The sequence below is a fragment of the Acinetobacter sp. BZX-2 genome, assembly GCF_055179795.1.
The window spans coordinates 447,001-464,508 of the sequence record NZ_CM143686.1; the positions used below are offsets into that span (position 1 = coordinate 447,001).

The window sequence follows — 17,508 nt, forward strand, 5'->3', positions numbered from 1 at the left end:
GTTAAACTTGCACTGATTTTTCTTAGTTTGATCTGATTATGCCGATTCGTCAATTTCAAGCACAGCGTATGCATGCTCCTCGTGATTTTCAATCCATTGAAAATAGTCCAATTTGTGTGGAAATTGGCGCAGGCAAAGGCAAACATGCATTGCTTTTTTCAGGACAACATCCGCATTTGAAATTGATTGCAGTTGAAAGAACACGTGAGAAATTCATCGCAATGCAAAAGCAGCATCAGCTTGAAGGACAACCCAATTTAAAGCCATTGCATGCAGATGCAATTCCTTGGGTGGTACATGCTTTGTATCCAAATCAAATACAGCAGTTTTTTATTTTATACCCAAACCCTGAACCACATAATCCTGCACAGCGCTGGCTGAATATGCCGTTCTTTGAGTTTTTAATTTCAAGATTACAAGGCAATGGTACGGTAACATTGGCCAGTAATATTCCAGAATATATTGATGAAGCTGAACAACAACTGAAAGAGGTTTGGAAACTACCTTATGAAAAACAGGTGATTGCTCAAGATTCTGCACGAACGCATTTTGAGATTAAATATTTAGAGCGTGGAGAGTTATGCCAACAGCTGATTATTCAAAAACCTGAAAATTATTCGACTCGTTTTGATGAGTTTCAGCCTTTGCAGGGTAAAAATGCACAAACTTCGCTAGAGAAGTCTGATGTTAAATAAAAAAATTGCGATCGTTGGTGCAGGCCCTGCGGGTTTGATGGCAGCAGAAGTGTTGAGTCAATTTCCCAATCAAAATTATGAAATACATGTTTTTGAGCAAAAACCTTCAGCAGCGCGTAAGTTTTTGATGGCAGGGAAAACGGGTTTGAATATTTCCCATGCCGAAGCGATTGAACAATTTATTCAACGTTATGATCATGCCGAATGGTTGAAACCGTGGATTGAACAATGGGATGCACAATGGATCCAAAATTGGATGCAAGGTTTAGGCATTGACTCCTACATCGGCAGTTCAGGGCGAATTTTTCCTGTAGAGATGAAAGCTGCGCCATTGTTAAGAGCATGGTTAAAGCGTTTGGCTGAGCAAAATGTACAGTTTCATTATCGCCATCAAATTTTAAATTTAAAAAAGCAAACATTAGAAATTCAAAATTTAAAAGATGAACGTATTTTTACACAAGAGTTTGATGCGATTATTCTCGCCTGTGGTGCTGTTTCATGGGCACGTTTAGGCAGTGATGGTGCATGGCAGCAATGGTTGGATATTTCTGAAATTGAATCTTTTCAAGCCAGTAATGCAGGGGTTGTTAGAACGTGGTCTACGTTTATGCAACCTGTATTTGGGCAGCCGTTAAAGCGTGTTGAAGCGTGGGTTGATCATGCGGAAAAAACCCAAGGTGATATTGTGATTAGCCATTACGGTTTAGAAAGTGGTCTGATTTATAAGCAAGGCCGTGCTTTGCGCCTTTTGCAAAAAAAATCTCAGAAATTACAAATAAACTTGGATTTGTTGCCTGATCAAAGCTTTGAACAATTGATTCAAAAATTACGGCCATCTAAAAAGCAATCGACCAATAATATTTGGCGCAAGGCGGGATTGGATGCAGCAAAATCGAATCTGATTCGAGAATTGGTGGATAAGTCGCTTTGGAATCATCCTGAGAAATTAGCTCAACAGATTAAACATTTAAAAATAGAGCTTGATGGCTTTCGTCCGATAGATGAAGCGATTAGCTGTGCAGGTGGCGTTAAACAGCAAGGCTTAACTGAGCATTTACAGCTTAAATCGAATCCTTATGTGTTTTGCTGTGGAGAAATGTTGGATTGGGATGCACCAACGGGTGGTTATTTACTCACAGCATGTTTTGCAACTGGACGTGCGGCAGGGCATGGCGTATATCAATTCCTCAAGGTTGAATCTATACAAAAAGACTAGATATAAGCCTCGAATCAAGTCAGAAAATTATGCTAGTTTAGTGATATTTTCAAACAAGAGATGAATATATGTCTGCTGAAAAATTATATACAGGAAGTTGTTTGTGTGGCGGGATTCACTATGAAATTCATGGGGAAATTGGAGAGATTATTGAATGCCACTGTCAGCGCTGTCGTAAAGCCAATGGTACTGCTTTTGCAACCAATGCACCTATTCAAAAAGCAGATTTTAAAATTGTAAAGGGTGAGGCTTTACTCAAGAAATTTGTATCGACAGCGACGACACAACGTTGTTTTTGTAGTGAATGCGGCTCACCGATTATGAGTATTAAAACAGAAACACCAGACACCTATCGTTTAAGAATAGGGACTTTGGATACGCCACTTGAACACAAACCAACCATGCATATTTTTGCTGCTCATAAAGCAGAGTGGGATACCATTTGTGATGATCTACCACAGTATGATGAACGTCCTTAAATCCTAAAGTCGTTATAGAAATGCACAATGAGCAGAAGAAAGGGATCATTTCGATCCCTTTCTATTTATTTTAGAATGAGCGTAGTCAATTGAAAATGCTTTATTTAGCAGCTAAAGCTTGTCCTTCGAATTGAATACCACCCCAACCATTTTGCATAAATTGACGAATATTTTGATGATCCGTTGCCTCAGGTGTTGCCAATACCGCAGCATAGTGCTCAGCAAATAAATTTAAAGTTTGCTGTTGATCTAGACCGTTGATTTGGGCAAAAGAAAATACTTTAGCACTGCCTTGGTTTTCAGTGGCAGCATTGTGTTGTTGTCCATTTTGGAATGCTGTTGGTGTATGTGTAAAACGTGCTTCGATAAAAGCAATTACATCTGCAAATTTTGCATCACCAGTTTGAAGTTGTGCTAATAGTTGTTGAGCCATGTCTTTTCCAAAATATTCCTAAAATCAAATGTGACTATATCATAGCGAAAATTTATCGAATCAACATCGTCTATGAATATGGATCATACTCATTTTGGGTGTGCCCAAATATTGGATGACCATGGTATGGTTTTTGATTGCATTAAATTGATGATTTTATTTGAAAAGAATAAAAGGAATAGGTGAATTTTTGACATATCACCATTGAGTATGATAAATAATTTGAATGAATTAAAATTGATTTTATCTGGAAAAATAAATGCTTGGGCAAAGCATTTCTGCGTTATTACAAATACATTTATTCGCATGAGGGTTTTCTGATGTATAAAAAATTATTCTTTATATTTTATGGACTGGGTTTCTTTTCTCTATTGTTGTTTAGCTCAGACAAACCGCAGCTCTTTACAATCCCCTTTGTAATGTTTCTTCTTTGTTCATTTTTTGCAGGCCTTTACTATAAAGGCAAAGTGATGAAGAGCCAAAAAGATGCGCCTAAACTTCAATCTATTCTCTATAAAATGTCACCAATCTTATTTCCATCTTTACTGCTCATGGTTAAGGTTGTCGCAAATTAATTTTTATCTGGATTTTTCTACTTGTTAAATTGATTATGCTAAGTCGCTGAACATAATACGTTTCAGCACTGAGTAAACTCACCGATTTGACATCCAGATTTTCAGATTGCATGCAAATAATATTCTATTTTAGAAATATATTGGCGGATGTGTTTGTTATAGGGCGCTATAGATGAGTCGCCATACTTATAAAAATCAGCGTAGTGGTTGGATTGAAAAGAGTATAGCTTTTATTGTCGATCTTGGTTTTTTACTCCATTTTCGCCGTTTTATGATGCGGTTTTTGCCTTTTTTAAAATTACAAAGTCGTGTTAAAAATATTGTGTATTTATCGTGGTTGGTCGACATAGATCAAGTGCGTTCACGTTATCCGCAATCTGTGACCTTATGGGAAAAACAAGGTAAAACTATTTTTACAATATTGACCTATCAGCATGAAAATTTTGGTTTTTCACTTTTGGGATGGTTTAGAAAATTCATGCCATCGCCGAAACAAAGTAATTGGCGATTTTATATTGATCCTGCTCAGCAAGAAAAAACCGTAATTTTTGAACAAGTGATCGTTGATCAAATGCTTTATGTGTTGAGTGGACGATTGGCCAGTGATGCAATGCCTGCACAGTATGCAAAAGCATTTGAACATTTATCCGAAGATCAAAAAATTCATACGACTTTTCGTATTGATCAACAATATCAGCTGCATAGCGTTGTGAAAATAGACACTGAAAAGCACTTACCTGAAGCATGGCGACCGTTATTTTCTTGTTGGGATGACGCTGTACGAAGTCTAGTCGATCAAGACCATGCGTGGGTGGAATGGGTCGATCAGCCGACAAAATTGTCGCAAGGTGATATTGAAATGCCTTTTGATTTTAGCCAAATTCAAGCTGCACAAGTTCTCAATATTGACTGTCCTTTGTTAAAAGAATGGGGTGTAAATGAGCAAGATGTTTTTGCTTTTGTCGTACCTGAATTGGACTTTTATGTGCAAAATGAATATCCATTGAAATAGATTCTCCATGACTCACATGCTAATCTGTGGATAAGTTTGTATTTATACACATTAAATTTCAGGAGTGTTGTGGAAATGAATTGGCTTCTTGTCGCATGTGGTGGCGCTATAGGTGCGAGTTTACGCTATGGGGCAGGATTCATTATTTCAAAACCACATAGCTTATTTCCATGGACAACATGGTCTGTCAATATTTTGGGATGTTTTTTGGCGGGGGTATTTTTTGCCTTTACTCAAAAATATCCTGTGCTACAAAGTGAAACTCGACTGTTTTTAATGGTTGGAATCTTAGGTGGATTTACCACATTTTCCAGTTTTGGCTTAGAAACTTTTCAATTGATTCGCCAAGGTCAACTGCCTATAGCTTTGGCTTATAGCATTTCAAGTGTATTGGTTGGTGTCATTGGATTGGCTGTTGGTTTTTATATTTTCCAAATGATTTTATCTACAAAATAATAAAAAGCTTTGCATAAAAAAAGAAGTCTAAGCAGGAGGATATATTGCTTAGACTTCGAATCTATCTTCACTATATAAAAATATATTCTTAAACCAACATTAACAATACTCAATCAACGTTTAAAACGAGCAAAACGTTTATTAAAGCTTGCCACACGTCCTTCATTACTGGCTTGACGCACTTCGCCTGTATAGAAAGGATGTGATGCGCTAGAGATATCAAGTGTTACATAAGGATATGTTTTCCCTTGATATTCCTTAGCTTGCTTAGTCTGTATTGTGCTACCAATAATAAAATAAGCATCTGCATTGGTATCATGGAACAGAACTTCTTGGTAGTGAGGATGGATATTCGCTTTCATTTCATCTTCCTAAATATTTATGTAATGTTATAATATTGCATTTATAGTGTAACTATGTCAAATCGACATTCTCAATATTCATAAAAGGCTTGCTGAATGATGACAACAAAATTGCTTAAACAACCCTCTGAAAAAGTGTTGCTAATCAATAGATGGAACGAGTTCTTCAAATAGATCGTTTAAATTGTCATTCACTTTTAAATGAATTAAGTTCCAATATTGTCCTGAAATGGTTCGATCGACCATTAATGTATCTGGTGAAGGTTTAAATACATCCCAATATTTAAGTGATTTTTTCACCAATTTCATACCATCATGGTGTGCCGAATTTTCAGCAAAATCATAGTGAGTGGTCAGTGGGCGCAATAAAATTTCGAGCCAAGCTTTATACAGCTCTTCTGGGAACTTATCTTTTTCTGCAAGCGCATCTAAATCCATCAGATGATTTTCAATAGTTACAATATCTTGCTGACGTGCAGCACGAACTAAGCTTTTAAAATGGCTAATAATGTCATTGGATAAAGTTTTAACGCCACCAAAGTCATAAATGATCACGCTACCATCCTCACGGAATGCAAAGTTGCCAGGATGAGGATCACAATGAAAACGTTTCAAGAAAAAGATTTCTTGTCCCAAAGCTCGAATCAGTCGACGACCGATATCATTGCGAACAGCAAGATCCCATGTGCTGGCAGTTTCAATACTTTCACCTTTTTCTAGGCTGAGCGTTAAAATCCGACGACTTGAATATTCTGTGTAGACTTTTGGAATAATAATTTTGCTGTCCAAAGCTTGATGGAAAGTCTTAAATACTTGTAAATTTTGCGCCTCAATTTCGTAATTGAGTTCTTCATGTAAGCTGTCTTGGATTTCTTTAAACAAACGATCCTGAAGCTTTTTATCCACTTTTAAGACGCCCATGAGACGTAAAGCCAAACGAACTTGTTTCAGGTCACTTTCACAGGCTTCGTCGACGCCCGGATATTGAACTTTAACCACAACTTCTGTGCCATTGGGTAAAGTCGCCTTATGTACTTGTCCAATCGAAGCAGCAGCAAAAGGTTGTTCATCAAAGTGTCTAAAGGTTTGTTCTAGTGGTTTGCCCAGTTCTTTTTCTACTTGTTGTTTGATTTCCGCAAAGGGCATTGCAGGTGCTTGGCGTTGTAGTTTGGCAATTGCTCGGGCTACTTCTGGTGGGAAAATATCTTTGTACTGTGATGCAATTTGTCCGACTTTCATCACAGCGCCTTTCATTTCACCTAAAGTGTCTGCAATTTGGACACCAATATCTTGAAACAACTTGCTACGTGCTTCATTTTTTTGCTCTTCATCTGCATTAAAGTTACGAATTGAATTAGATACCGTTTTTGTCGCAATACTTGCTGTCATACTGGCAAGCTTCATAAAGCGGCGACCGGGTGTACTGGTATTTTTAGACATTCGTGAGCATCCTTTAATTTGGATCATGCGTGTGATTGATTTTGATCATAGGCGACAATTCTTAAACTGCCTACTTTAAATTGTTAAATGTTTGTTTCTGTTTGGCTATTCTTATGGGTTCAGTTTTGACTGAGCTTTTATTCATTTATTGGTATCGTTTTGATTTAGAATATTCACAATCTTTTAATTCATTTGTTGTTTATGAAAGTTTATCGTTATTTAACTGGTAAGGATGATACGCATTTTTGTGCAAGAGTGACCAAAGCCTTAAATGAAGGTTATGAGTTGTATGGCGCTCCAACCATGACATTTAATGGGACAGATGTAATCGTCGGGCAGGCGATTGTCAAAGATGCTGTTGATGAATCGGAATTATCAGAACAGTTTCAGAATGCATATCAGCGCCAGTTTGAGAATCATTGATTCTATTGATAATAAAATGATGTGCTTAGGTCATGTTTTAGTTATATATTATTGGAATAATATAATAATTTAAACATTATCAGCCTAAGAGTAAAAAGATATTGAAGACATGGTTAAAGTTTATTTTTCTTCCATTGATCTATGAATTAGGTGCATTGTTACTTGCTATCTTTTTTGTAATTGCCAGTGTTGTATTCGTGTTAGATGAAATGGGACAAATAGGGAAAATCATTTTCTATGCAGTGATAGTGACAAGTGGGCTTTGCTTACAGATCTTTATTGGATTTCAAATTGCCAAGCTTGCACCCGACAATAAGTTGATCAATGCCATAATTTACAATTCTATTTTGGCTTTTGCTTATGTATTAACCATCAATTTATTATTTGAGCCTATGGGCAAAGCGCAACATCAACTGATAGCTTTAATATTTTGCTTAAGTTTAGGACTGCTAATTTATCTTTCAGAACATAGACAAGAATGTGATTTGAGCTTTTTTTATAAAAAATAATGCTGTCATCAACAGCATTATTTTTGAACGTTACAGATTAAGCCTGACTCAAGCGCTTATTATTCATATATAAACGCATCAGCAATAAAATGCAGGCAATACTTAATCCTACAATTAAACCGACCCAAACACCTGCTGCCCCCATGTTTGTATAACGTGCAAGATAAATACCGACTGGAAATGCAATCACCCAATACGCAATCATGGTGATCCACATTGGGCCTTTGGTGTCTTGCATACCCCGTAAGCAACCTGCGGCACTCACTTGCCATGCATCCATCAATTGGTAAGCAATCGCAAATAGAATCAGATAAATCGCAACTTGTGAAACATCGTAATCACTGGTGTACGCAGATACAATCAATGGGCGCAATAACCACATCAATAGCATGGTCACTAGTGCAAATAATGTCCCCGTGATCAGTCCAATTTTTTGTACTTTACGCATCGCGATCCAATTCTTTTCACCGTAATACGTCCCTGTGCGAATGGTCAGTGCGAGTGCCAAAGACATCGGGATCATAAATAATTGTGATGTGACAGAAATCGCAATTTGGTGTGCTGCAACAGTCACTTCACCAAGCGGACTGAGAATGATTGCACCCGTGCTAAAAATACTCACTTCAAAGAAAATAGCCAAACCAATAGGAAGCCCAAGTTTTAGAATCCGTTTGATTAATGCACTGTCCATCTTCTCAAAAACTTTTAAGGGCTGAGTTGCTTGGTAACGTTTGGCTTTGAAAATGTACAAACTCAAGCTAATGAACATGATCCATTGCAAAATGGCTGTTGCAAAACCGCAGCCTGCACTGCCTAAATGTGGAATTGGTCCAATGCCGTACATAAAAATAAAATTCAGAGGAATTTGTACAAGCAGTGCCAATAAGCTAATGAGCGTAATTGGACGAGGATAGCCTAATGCCTCTGAATAACCACGTAAGGTTGAATACATGGTGTACGCAGGCATACCAAAAGCGATGGCATGTAAAAATAAACTGGCTTTAGGCAATAAAGACTCAGGCACGCCAAGTAAAGGCAACAGCAACGGCATGGTTTGTAAAATAAGCATGGCGATAATGCCAAGCAATAACGCAACCCATAAAGATTGACGAACGATAGACGGAATTTTTTCAGGGGTACGTGCGCCGTTCGCTTCGGCAACCAAAGGTGTGGTTGCAATCATAATGCCACTAAAAAGTAGTAACACTGGGATCCATAAACCTACGCCGACTGCAATCGCAGCCAAATCTTCTGCGGACATGTGTCCTGCCATGATGGTATCAATTAATCCGAAACCCGCTGCAGCGAATTGCGTGATTAAGATTGGAAACATCAAATGAAAGAGTTGCTTTAATTCAAAGCGGGTAGTTGTGACAGCAGTATTTGACACAAAATTTACTCGTTTTAAATGTGCTTAGATGAAAAGATGGTTAGCGTTGTAGAGTGAGAAGCACACCAAAAAAAATCACCACGCTACCTAAAAGACGTTGCCAGTTGATCGGTGTTTTTTCTACGCCCAGTAATCCAAACTGATCCATCACCATTGACATGGAAATTTGACCAAAGATAATTAACCCTGAAAGTGTTAAAAATCCAAGTTTTGGTGCAGCGTAAATGCTGATACTAATCGCATAGACGCCTAAACAGCCACCTAACCATAGATACCATGGAATTTGAGCGAATTGCGCAAGTGATGGTTTAGGCTGTGATTGAAAAAACACAAATACGGCGAGCACTATTGTACCAACTAAAAAGGATAAAAGGGCAGCTTGTAGTGGTGAGTAGAGATATTCACGTAATTGAGCATTGATTGCGGTTTGAAAGGTCATGGCAATCCCAATTCCCATGGCTAAAGGCAAAAGCAGTAATAGTTGGCTCGAAAGTTTTATCATTTTATTCACCTTATTTTTTACCTCGGAAATCTACTCTAAAGTAAATTGATGGCTTGTACGTATGCTCAGGTTCAAGTCATGTTAAAATCATTTATTCTTCCATATTGCTTTGAGCTTGTTCCTTGGCTGATTTAATTCCTCAAGATGTTCCTTTATCTCTATATATTCACATGCCTTGGTGTGTGCGCAAATGTCCTTATTGTGACTTTAACTCACATGCCGTGCCTGATGGGAAATTATCATTAGATTTAGAACAAGAATATTTACAGGCCTTGGTTGAGGACTTTAAAACGCAAATTGATTTTGCACAAGGTCGTAAAATTCATAGTGTTTTTATTGGTGGAGGAACACCCTCACTGATTTCTGCCAAAGGCTACCAATGGTTATTTTCACAATTAAAAAGTTATTTAGCTTTTGAAGAGGGATGTGAAATTACTTTAGAAGCCAATCCTGGAACAGTTGAACACGATCCATTTGCAGGATATCTCGAAGCAGGAATTAATCGTTTATCGATAGGTGTACAAAGTTTTAATACCGACCATTTACAAAAATTAGGTCGTATTCACTCAAATAACGATGCAATTTCTGCGATTCAACTTGCCAAAGAAGCAGGCTTTCAGCGAATCAATGTTGACTTGATGCATGGGCTGCCTGAACAGACTTTAGAACAAGCTTTATTGGACTTAAAATTGGCTGTGGAAAATGGTGCAACGCATATTTCGTGGTATCAATTGACCATTGAACCGAATACAGTTTTCTTCCGCACTCAACCGATTTTACCTCTAGACGAGGTACTTGAAAGGATTCAAGAGCAAGGTGAAGCTTATTTACAAGCCAATGGTTTTATCAATTATGAAGTATCTGCGTGGCGTAAGGAAAAACCATCTGCACATAATTTAAATTATTGGCAATTTGGTGATTATTTGGCGATTGGGGCAGGGGCGCATGGCAAGGTAACGCAGCCTGATGGTGTTTATCGTTTCCAAAAAACACGTTTACCCAAAGATTATTTAGCCAAGATTCCTGCTGAGCATGTGCAATATCATCGGATTGAAAATGATGAGATGCCTTTTGAATTTATGATGAATGCTTTGCGTTTAAATGAAGGTGTACACGCTGATCTTTATCAGCAACGGACAGGTTTAAAATTAGCTACTTTGGATAAAGCAGTAGACTCATTACGTGCACGTAAGCTGATGGTAGATGATCAAAATCGTTTGGCATGTACTGAGCAAGGGCATGTATTTTTAAATTCAGTTTTAGAAGCGTTTCTTTAGCATTAAGTGAAATGTAATCGTTGATTGCATGAGTTATTTGTGATTTTTATTACAGTATTTTTGTAGGATCTAGGGCTTTAGAAAAATGGTCAATATGCAAGCTTAGTTTACTTGTAATGCAATATGACTTACAATTTTGATATATTGCAAATAAATGAGAACAATATAATATGGCTACAGTTAATTTCAGAGTTGATGAGGCGCTTAAAGAAAAATCCTACTCGATCCTTAAAGAGCAGGGTATTGCTCCTACTGAGTTCTTTACCAGTGTGCTTGAATATATTGCGACAACTGGAAAACTTCCCGTGCAAAAGGCGCTACTTTCGCAAGAGGATGCAGAATTGTTGGCCATTGTACGTAAACGTATCCATGATTCTAAAGAGATGTTTGAGGAAATCACTTTAGATGACTTATAAGCTTTTACGTCACAAAGATTTCTCTGCTGAATGGGAAAAGCTTCCTGTTACGATACGGGATCAATTCAAGAAAAAGCTTGTTAAAGTCTTAGAGCAACCACATATCCCAAAGAATATGCTGAGAGGTGATCTCGCTGGCTGTTATAAGATTAAATTGCTAAAAGCTGGGTTTAGGTTGGTTTACCAAGTTAAAGATGACGAAGTCGTTATTTTACTGATTACCGTTGGGAAACGAGCAGATAGCGTAGTTTACAACGAAGCAAAAAAGCGTATTAAAGACTAAAAAATTTAAAAGTAATCATTTTTATAAAAAACAGTATAGATGTTGTCTTCCTCAATTTTTCTACCCAAAATAATTTTTTAATCAAACAAAAAGAGCGCCTAAGCGCTCTTTCATTACATCAAAAGTTTAAAACTTAGTAGTCAAAGCTAAAATGCTCTGCTTCTAAAGACATCATGGTTTTTGATGGATTAACCATAGATTCAGCATGACCTTGTGAACGCGGTAATAATTGTTCGAAGTAGAAATCAGCAACTTTGATTTTTGCTTTATAGAATTCAGGAACTTCAGCACCTTCACCAGAAGCAAGTTTTTCTGACGCTACAGCGGCTTGTTGAGCCCAATAATACGCCATCATTGCATAACCAGAGAACATCAAGAAATCTACAGAAGCAGAAGAAACGATGTCACGGTCTTTACGTGCTGCAAGCATGATGCGAACAGTTAAAGCATTCCATTGTGCGCAGATTTTTGTTAAATCCCATGCAAAACGACGCATATATTTATTACGTGCATGTTGACCACAGAACTTCAAGATTTCAGCAGTGTATTCACGAACCACTTTACCTTTAGAAGAAAGTAGAACTTTACGACCAATCAAGTCGAGCGCTTGTACACCAGTTGTACCTTCGTACAATGTTGAAATACGTGCATCACGAGCGATCTGTTCCATACCGTGTTCTTTGATATAACCATGACCACCAAAAACTTGCATACCGTGGTTTGCAGCTTCCAAGCCCATTTCAGTTAAGAAGCCTTTGAGGATTGGCGTGTAGAAACCTAATTTATCATCATATTCATCAAATTTAGCTTGGTCGCCTTGAGCAAGTGCATCTGCCATTTTGTCAGCAAGTTGAGCAGCATGATAAATCATTGAACGACCGCCTTCAGCAATTGCTTTTTGGGTCAATAGCATACGACGTACATCTGCATGGTGAATGATTGCATCAGCAACACGATCTGGATCTTTTTTACCAGAAAGTGCGCGCATAGACATACGCTCTTTCGCATACGGTAAAGCACCTTGGAATGATAATTCCGCATGTGCAATACCTTGAACAGCCGTACCAATACGTGCAGTGTTCATAAATGTGAACATCGCATGTAAGCCTTTATTCACTTCACCAATGAGGTAACCTGTTGCAGCATCAAAATTAAGCACAGCAGTTGCATTTGCATGGATCCCCATTTTGTGTTCAATCGAACCACACGTGACAGGGTTACGTTCACCTACACCGCCATCCGCAGTTGGAATGAACTTAGGAACGATGAATAATGAAATACCACGCGTACCCGCAGGTGCGTCTGGAAGACGAGCAAGTACAATATGGATGATGTTTTCAGTTAAATCATGCTCACCTGCAGAGATAAAGATTTTAGTCCCTGTGATTGCATAAGTACCATCTTCTTTTGGTTCTGCTTTAGTTTTGACTTGACCTAAGTCTGTACCACATTGTGGTTCAGTTAAACACATCGTACCTGACCAAGTACCTGCAGTGAGGTGAGGCATGTAGGTATTTTTTTGTTCATCTGTACCAAACTGCATAATGGTGTTCATACAACCCATACTTAAACCAGGGTACATGGTGAAAGACCAGTTTGCAGTCCCCATCATTTCAGACTTAACCAAATTTAAAGACATCGGTAAGCCTTGACCACCAAATTCTTCTGGGTAAGAAAGACCTTGCCATCCACCTTGGATAAATTGGTTATACGCTTCTTTAAAGCCTTTAGGTGTTGTCACTTCGCCATCTTTAAAATGACAACCTTCTTGATCACCTGATTGATTCAAAGGAGAAAGTACATTTTCACAAAAATCTGCTGCACTTTCGATAATCATATCGACTGTATCTGCATCGGCATTTTCGCCAATAGACAAAGTTTTATAATGTGCAGGATAGTCAAAAACTTCGTTCATTAAAAAACGAATATCTCGGATGGGAGCTTTATATGCTGGCATGAGGTTTAATCCTAATTTAGAAATATTTTTTGATTCTTCGATCGATGATTTCATTATTCATAATCAAACTGAGAATGCATTGATAAGACAATCTAAAAAAAATGTCAGAAATGCTAATTTGTAAGAAAAGATACAGGTAAGTTTGCTTATTTTTTGATAACTTAGCGAGTTTAGTTTTTAAATGTTTTATATTTATTTTATATTGTCATTATAAATATTAGGATGAAAAGTAATCTTATGCAATTATCAAAATTAAGTTTATGTCTTTTGGGTTTGAGTCTATCGGCTTGTTCTACTCATGTTGTAAAAAATAATACAAATCAGGATGTTGCTCAGCGTGCCATACAAGGCATAAATGCATTGTATGAATATCCAAATTTTGATTATCGTGGGCAAGTTCGCGTTCAATTGAATAAAACCAATCAAGACAAAAATAATTCGAAAAATGGTGATACAGCTCAACTTGATCCAACGGTTGAAAAAAAGTTGGAACAATATTTAAAACAGCAAAAAATTCAACTGACCTCTGCTCAGAAAAAAGAGTTATATCAGACGCTTGCTCAACAAAATTCGGGTGACTTTAATAGCTTCGTGGGCAAAGGTGCTGACGTCGTACAAAGTATCTTAAATGATATTCAAATTCAGTATGATGGAACGGTAAATTATCGTCAGAAAATGGCCTCTTTTAATTTGGAAACTAAATATAAAAAGCCAAACCTATCTTTTGAGATGCGTATTCCCACCGTTATTGATTTCAATGAATATAAGTTTTATACACAAATTTTCTCGCTTATCCCGTATCTAGCTCAGCCAGAAGATCAGAATAAATATGCTTATTATGATTTTTCAAAATTTAAGAATGAAATTTCTAGAGTCGATACCAAAGCTTTTGTCGAATTTTTAAAACAGTCTGGTGCAACATCTTATATTTTATCGCCAACTGAGCAAATCGAAACGCTTAAACTGAGTGCGGCTGAAAAACAGCTCGGTGGTGTTGAGAAAATTCGTTTAAATACCTCATTGGAAGAACTACTTTTACAAGCCAATTTGTATTCTTCAATCAATCGTGAATATTTTGTAAATTCAGTATTGGGACTCAATCCTTCGACATTAGAAAAAATTTCTGCGGAATATGAAACAAATACCAAAAAGCGTTCGGGTGGAAGTACTGTCGAAGATACGAGTGTAAGTGGTGCAGAAGATGCTTCTGATGCTATGTATAAGCTTTACGATGCAGTCAACAAAACGGTTTATGGCAGTCATAAAGACGATGATGCTCAATTAGAGGAATCTGAAAAAGACGCTACAGATTATGCAAATCTTGCGACTGATACAGCACAAGCAGATGAATATGAAGATGAAGAAGAAAGTGCAGCAACAGACGATGAATATGACGATAGTGATGTAGATGATGAGTCAGAAGATGCAGAAAAAATATTGACTGAACAGCAATGTCAAGATTTGGCAAAAACCAAGCTCAATACGCGTTTCGGTGATGTGGAATATTGCGACTATCATTACGAGATTGATGTATTAAATGCTCGGCCAGAAAAAAGCTCACCATTTGATGGGAAATACATGAAAAAAAGTGCTGAGCTGAGCACAAAGTTTGCGACTTTGGGCAAAAAAGATCATTTGGTTAATGCCAATGAGTTCAAGCAATTGTGGGGACAACATCAAGCGGATATAGATGCAAGTTTACCACCTAAAGAGCAGAGAAACCCGATGGTTGTTGATCTTACATTGGATGATAAAGGCCGTGCCGTGATGGTGGACTATGATCTAGGGATGGATTTAGGCGAGCTCAATCGCAAATTAAATGTAAAGTTTGATATGCAATTTTTGAATTATGGCAATGCCAGCAAAGTAGACAGCCAAGCACTAAAAGAAGCTAAATCATTTGAAGAAATCTTTAATGGTAGTCTTATCGGCGCGGCGGTGGGTGGTTTTACCAAGAGTCTACCGAATTCATCAGGACAGGGTTATGTCAGTTTGGATGAGCGCTTAGATCGATTGGCAGAGCAAGTTTTTCTACAAACCAATGCTTATGATAAAACCTACAAAGCAGTATTTATTGCTAAATTAACGGCTAAAAAACCGGATTTAGTCAAACTCTATTCCGCTCAAGATTTACAAGAAATTGCTGCAGTCTATGCGTACTCTTACTCGGATGAAGCAATTTATAATCCGAAAGGTGAGGCTTTAAAGCAGATTGAGGCTTTAAAGAAAAAGCATCATTTAGAAGATGATCATCAATATGATGATGTTCTTGGAAATAGTGTGAATAATATTGTGACTGATGCAATGAAGTCGAAACAAAATGTTTTAGATATTCGAAAGTTGCAGAAACAATATAAGACCACAGAGGCTGTTTTTGTTCAATATTATACGCAGCAATTTGAAGCTGAGAATAAGGTTGAAAAAGAGCAACGAGCTGAGTTCGTAAAAACGGTCAATATTTTATCGAAATCTTATACAGCACTTAAGCAAAACAAATTTAATGATCAATTGGTTGCTGGTTTAAATGAAGATTCTGTTGAGTTTATTGATTACGATTTGTTTAAAAAAGTGTATCAAGCGTTAAGTGATGCGCAATTGAAATAAAGAAGTTTTGTCGATTTTAGTATGGTCGATTTTGATATGAATGAAAGAACCTCGAACGAGGTTCTTTTTATTTCTTTGTTCTGTCTTAGATGAAAACTTGATTTAGATAAAATCTTTTAAATTTGGACGTATACCATTCCAAATATAAAAAGCTTCAATCGCTTGTCCAACCAGCATACCAAATCCCTCAGATGTAGCTACACCACGCGCTTTGGCTTGATCGAGAAAACTTGATGGTTTGCCATAAGCCATTTCATAAGCATGCTGAAATTGTAACTGTTCAGGAAGAATCAGTGCATCGCCACTTAAACTTGCAGATGTTGCATTAATCACGATATCGAATTGTCCTTCTAGTGCATCTAAACTACATACAGACAATTCAGCTTCGGGGACAGCGGTTTTTAAATCGTTAAGCAATTGTTCAGCACGTGCTAATGTACGATTGGCTATGACAATTTTTTCTGCACCTGCTTTGACTAAAGGATAAATAACGCCTCGTGTTGCACCGCCTGCACCAATGATGAGAATTTTACTTTGCTTTAAGTTCCAATCTAAGGCTTTGATCGCATCCACTAGACCTTGACCATCGGTGTTATCGCCATGTAGTACACCATTTTCCATCCATAGCGTGTTGACTGCCTTGGCTATTTGGGCACGTTCGGTGAGTTGTTGGCATAAAGCAAAAGCTTGTTCTTTAAAAGGCACAGTAACGTTCATACCCAACCCATTTTGCGCAAAAAACGCTTTTACACTATTTTCAAAACCATCTAAAGGGGCTAGACGTTTGACATAATTTAGATCAACACCTGTTTTGGCTGCAAAGGCATGGTGTAATTCAGGTGAACGAGAATGCTCAATAGGGTTGCCAATGACTGCGAATTGTTTGCTCATGCCACATGTCCATGTATTGATCTAGAATGTGGCAACAATATACGTGAAAATGAAGGGCTCAACAAAAAAAATTGAGTAAAGTCTTTATCATTCTTTTATCAGTTTATTTTAAGTATTTTAATTTATTCAGCGGGTTAATCGGTTAAGGATTACAAATTGACTCTAAGAAGTCTAAGAAAATCATTGCAAAAATGACGAGGAACCCTATAGAAAGTAAAACACTTGAGGTAATCGAAATACTGTCAGAAAGGTTGTCATTGGACATGATGGTCACAGTAATTGAACATACTAATAGAAAAAGAACACTGAGTGACAGCGTGACTTTATGATTTTCTAGTAAATTTCTCATTACTGAACCTCGAGTTGAAGGTGGGAAATCAATTCAATAATTTATAAAATAGAAACTAAATCAAAAAATAGAAACTAAGTAAAAAATTAAGCAAATTTTAAGTTTTGTATAGTAAACAAATTTAAGCTAAAACAAAATTAAAAAGCGTCGTTATTGTGATTTATTCTCATTATTAATTGTGAGTAAATCTTTCCAAAAAAAGAACAGATATGAAAAAGCTAACTTTATTAAAAAGTTAG

Annotated in this window: 19 protein-coding genes; 11 read left to right on the forward strand and 8 right to left on the reverse strand. The window is 37.2% G+C overall.

From position 1 onward, the window contains the following. The first annotated feature begins 32 nt into the window (after positions 1–32). From ACY45D_RS02000 to ACY45D_RS02010, 3 genes are all read left to right on the forward strand, one after another. Positions 33–695, forward strand: a complete 663-nt coding sequence (locus ACY45D_RS02000; protein WP_463109401.1) for a class I SAM-dependent methyltransferase — start codon at positions 33–35, stop codon at positions 693–695. Next, on the forward strand, positions 685–1,911 hold the full coding sequence (locus tag ACY45D_RS02005) for a TIGR03862 family flavoprotein (protein ID WP_463108235.1): 1,227 nt from the start codon (positions 685–687) through the stop codon (positions 1,909–1,911). Before ACY45D_RS02000 ends, ACY45D_RS02005 begins: the two co-directional genes overlap by 11 nt. A 68-nt stretch (positions 1,912–1,979) precedes the next feature. After that, entirely contained in the window at positions 1,980–2,390 is a 411-nt protein-coding gene (locus ACY45D_RS02010) for a GFA family protein (protein ID WP_463108236.1), read from the forward strand. A 100-nt stretch (positions 2,391–2,490) separates the two neighbouring features. On the opposite strand, the gene ACY45D_RS02015 is transcribed toward ACY45D_RS02010, so the two are convergent. Beyond that, complete coding sequence (locus ACY45D_RS02015) at positions 2,491–2,823, reverse strand: HopJ type III effector protein (protein WP_463108237.1); 333 nt, start codon at positions 2,821–2,823, stop codon at positions 2,491–2,493. Positions 2,824–3,570: 747 nt separating this feature from the next. Between ACY45D_RS02015 and ACY45D_RS02020 the strand changes: the two genes are divergently transcribed. Further along, a complete protein-coding gene (locus tag ACY45D_RS02020; RefSeq protein WP_463108238.1) occupies positions 3,571–4,410 on the forward strand; it encodes a DUF2071 domain-containing protein in 840 nt (279 codons plus the stop codon). Between the two features lie 75 nt (positions 4,411–4,485). After that, positions 4,486–4,866 (forward strand): fluoride efflux transporter CrcB, encoded by a 381-nt coding sequence (gene crcB / locus ACY45D_RS02025; protein ID WP_463108239.1) that lies wholly within the window; start codon positions 4,486–4,488, stop codon positions 4,864–4,866. A gap of 113 nt (positions 4,867–4,979) precedes the next feature. Here the strand turns inward: crcB and ACY45D_RS02030 are convergent, their stop codons facing one another. Next, the gene (locus tag ACY45D_RS02030; RefSeq protein ID WP_463108240.1) at positions 4,980–5,228 is read right to left on the reverse strand and encodes a type B 50S ribosomal protein L31; all 249 of its coding nucleotides are present in this window, start codon (positions 5,226–5,228) and stop codon (positions 4,980–4,982) included. Positions 5,229–5,369: 141 nt separating this feature from the next. Further along, positions 5,370–6,668: an ABC1 kinase family protein gene (locus tag ACY45D_RS02035; RefSeq protein WP_463108241.1), complete on the reverse strand. Its 1,299-nt coding sequence runs from the start codon at positions 6,666–6,668 to the stop codon at positions 5,370–5,372. Between the two features lie 201 nt (positions 6,669–6,869). Here ACY45D_RS02035 and ACY45D_RS02040 point away from each other — a divergent pair, with 201 nt between their 5' ends. Both ACY45D_RS02040 and ACY45D_RS02045 read left to right on the forward strand, forming a co-directional pair. Then, positions 6,870–7,091: a DUF1737 domain-containing protein gene (locus ACY45D_RS02040; RefSeq protein ID WP_463108242.1), complete on the forward strand. Its 222-nt coding sequence runs from the start codon at positions 6,870–6,872 to the stop codon at positions 7,089–7,091. A gap of 155 nt (positions 7,092–7,246) precedes the next feature. After that, positions 7,247–7,600, forward strand: coding sequence for a hypothetical protein (locus tag ACY45D_RS02045; protein ID WP_463108243.1), 354 nt, complete (start codon positions 7,247–7,249; stop codon positions 7,598–7,600). Between the two features lie 37 nt (positions 7,601–7,637). Here ACY45D_RS02045 and ACY45D_RS02050 read toward each other — a convergent pair whose 3' ends face one another. Together ACY45D_RS02050 and ACY45D_RS02055 are read right to left on the reverse strand one after the other, a co-directional pair. Continuing rightward, on the reverse strand, positions 7,638–8,933 hold the full coding sequence (locus ACY45D_RS02050) for an MATE family efflux transporter (RefSeq protein ID WP_463109402.1): 1,296 nt from the start codon (positions 8,931–8,933) through the stop codon (positions 7,638–7,640). A gap of 97 nt (positions 8,934–9,030) precedes the next feature. After that, the gene (locus ACY45D_RS02055; RefSeq protein WP_463108244.1) at positions 9,031–9,492 is read right to left on the reverse strand and encodes a DMT family transporter; all 462 of its coding nucleotides are present in this window, start codon (positions 9,490–9,492) and stop codon (positions 9,031–9,033) included. A gap of 122 nt (positions 9,493–9,614) precedes the next feature. Here ACY45D_RS02055 and hemW point away from each other — a divergent pair, with 122 nt between their 5' ends. The 3 genes from hemW to ACY45D_RS02070 all read left to right on the forward strand — a co-directional run bounded on the left by hemW (position 9,615) and on the right by ACY45D_RS02070 (position 11,468). Beyond that, a complete protein-coding gene (gene hemW / locus ACY45D_RS02060) occupies positions 9,615–10,769 on the forward strand; it encodes a radical SAM family heme chaperone HemW (RefSeq protein ID WP_463108245.1) in 1,155 nt (384 codons plus the stop codon). A gap of 170 nt (positions 10,770–10,939) precedes the next feature. Further along, on the forward strand, positions 10,940–11,185 hold the full coding sequence (locus ACY45D_RS02065; RefSeq protein ID WP_463108246.1) for a type II toxin-antitoxin system RelB/DinJ family antitoxin: 246 nt from the start codon (positions 10,940–10,942) through the stop codon (positions 11,183–11,185). After that, a complete protein-coding gene (locus ACY45D_RS02070) occupies positions 11,175–11,468 on the forward strand; it encodes a type II toxin-antitoxin system RelE family toxin (RefSeq protein ID WP_463108247.1) in 294 nt (97 codons plus the stop codon). The genes ACY45D_RS02065 and ACY45D_RS02070 overlap by 11 nt, the downstream gene beginning before the upstream one ends. 133 nt (positions 11,469–11,601) lie before the next feature. Here ACY45D_RS02070 and ACY45D_RS02075 read toward each other — a convergent pair whose 3' ends face one another. Further along, positions 11,602–13,425, reverse strand: a complete 1,824-nt coding sequence (locus ACY45D_RS02075; RefSeq protein WP_463108248.1) for an acyl-CoA dehydrogenase C-terminal domain-containing protein — start codon at positions 13,423–13,425, stop codon at positions 11,602–11,604. A gap of 237 nt (positions 13,426–13,662) precedes the next feature. Between ACY45D_RS02075 and ACY45D_RS02080 the strand changes: the two genes are divergently transcribed. Further along, positions 13,663–16,029, forward strand: a complete 2,367-nt coding sequence (locus ACY45D_RS02080; RefSeq protein ID WP_463108249.1) for a hypothetical protein — start codon at positions 13,663–13,665, stop codon at positions 16,027–16,029. Positions 16,030–16,131: 102 nt separating this feature from the next. Here ACY45D_RS02080 and aroE read toward each other — a convergent pair whose 3' ends face one another. After that, positions 16,132–16,920 carry a shikimate dehydrogenase gene (gene aroE, locus ACY45D_RS02085; RefSeq protein WP_463108250.1) on the reverse strand — a complete coding sequence of 263 codons (789 nt, stop codon included), beginning with the start codon at positions 16,918–16,920 and terminating at the stop codon, positions 16,132–16,134. 142 nt (positions 16,921–17,062) lie between these two features. Then, positions 17,063–17,269, reverse strand: a complete 207-nt coding sequence (locus ACY45D_RS02090; protein WP_463108251.1) for a hypothetical protein — start codon at positions 17,267–17,269, stop codon at positions 17,063–17,065. Positions 17,270–17,508 lie beyond the last annotated feature (239 nt).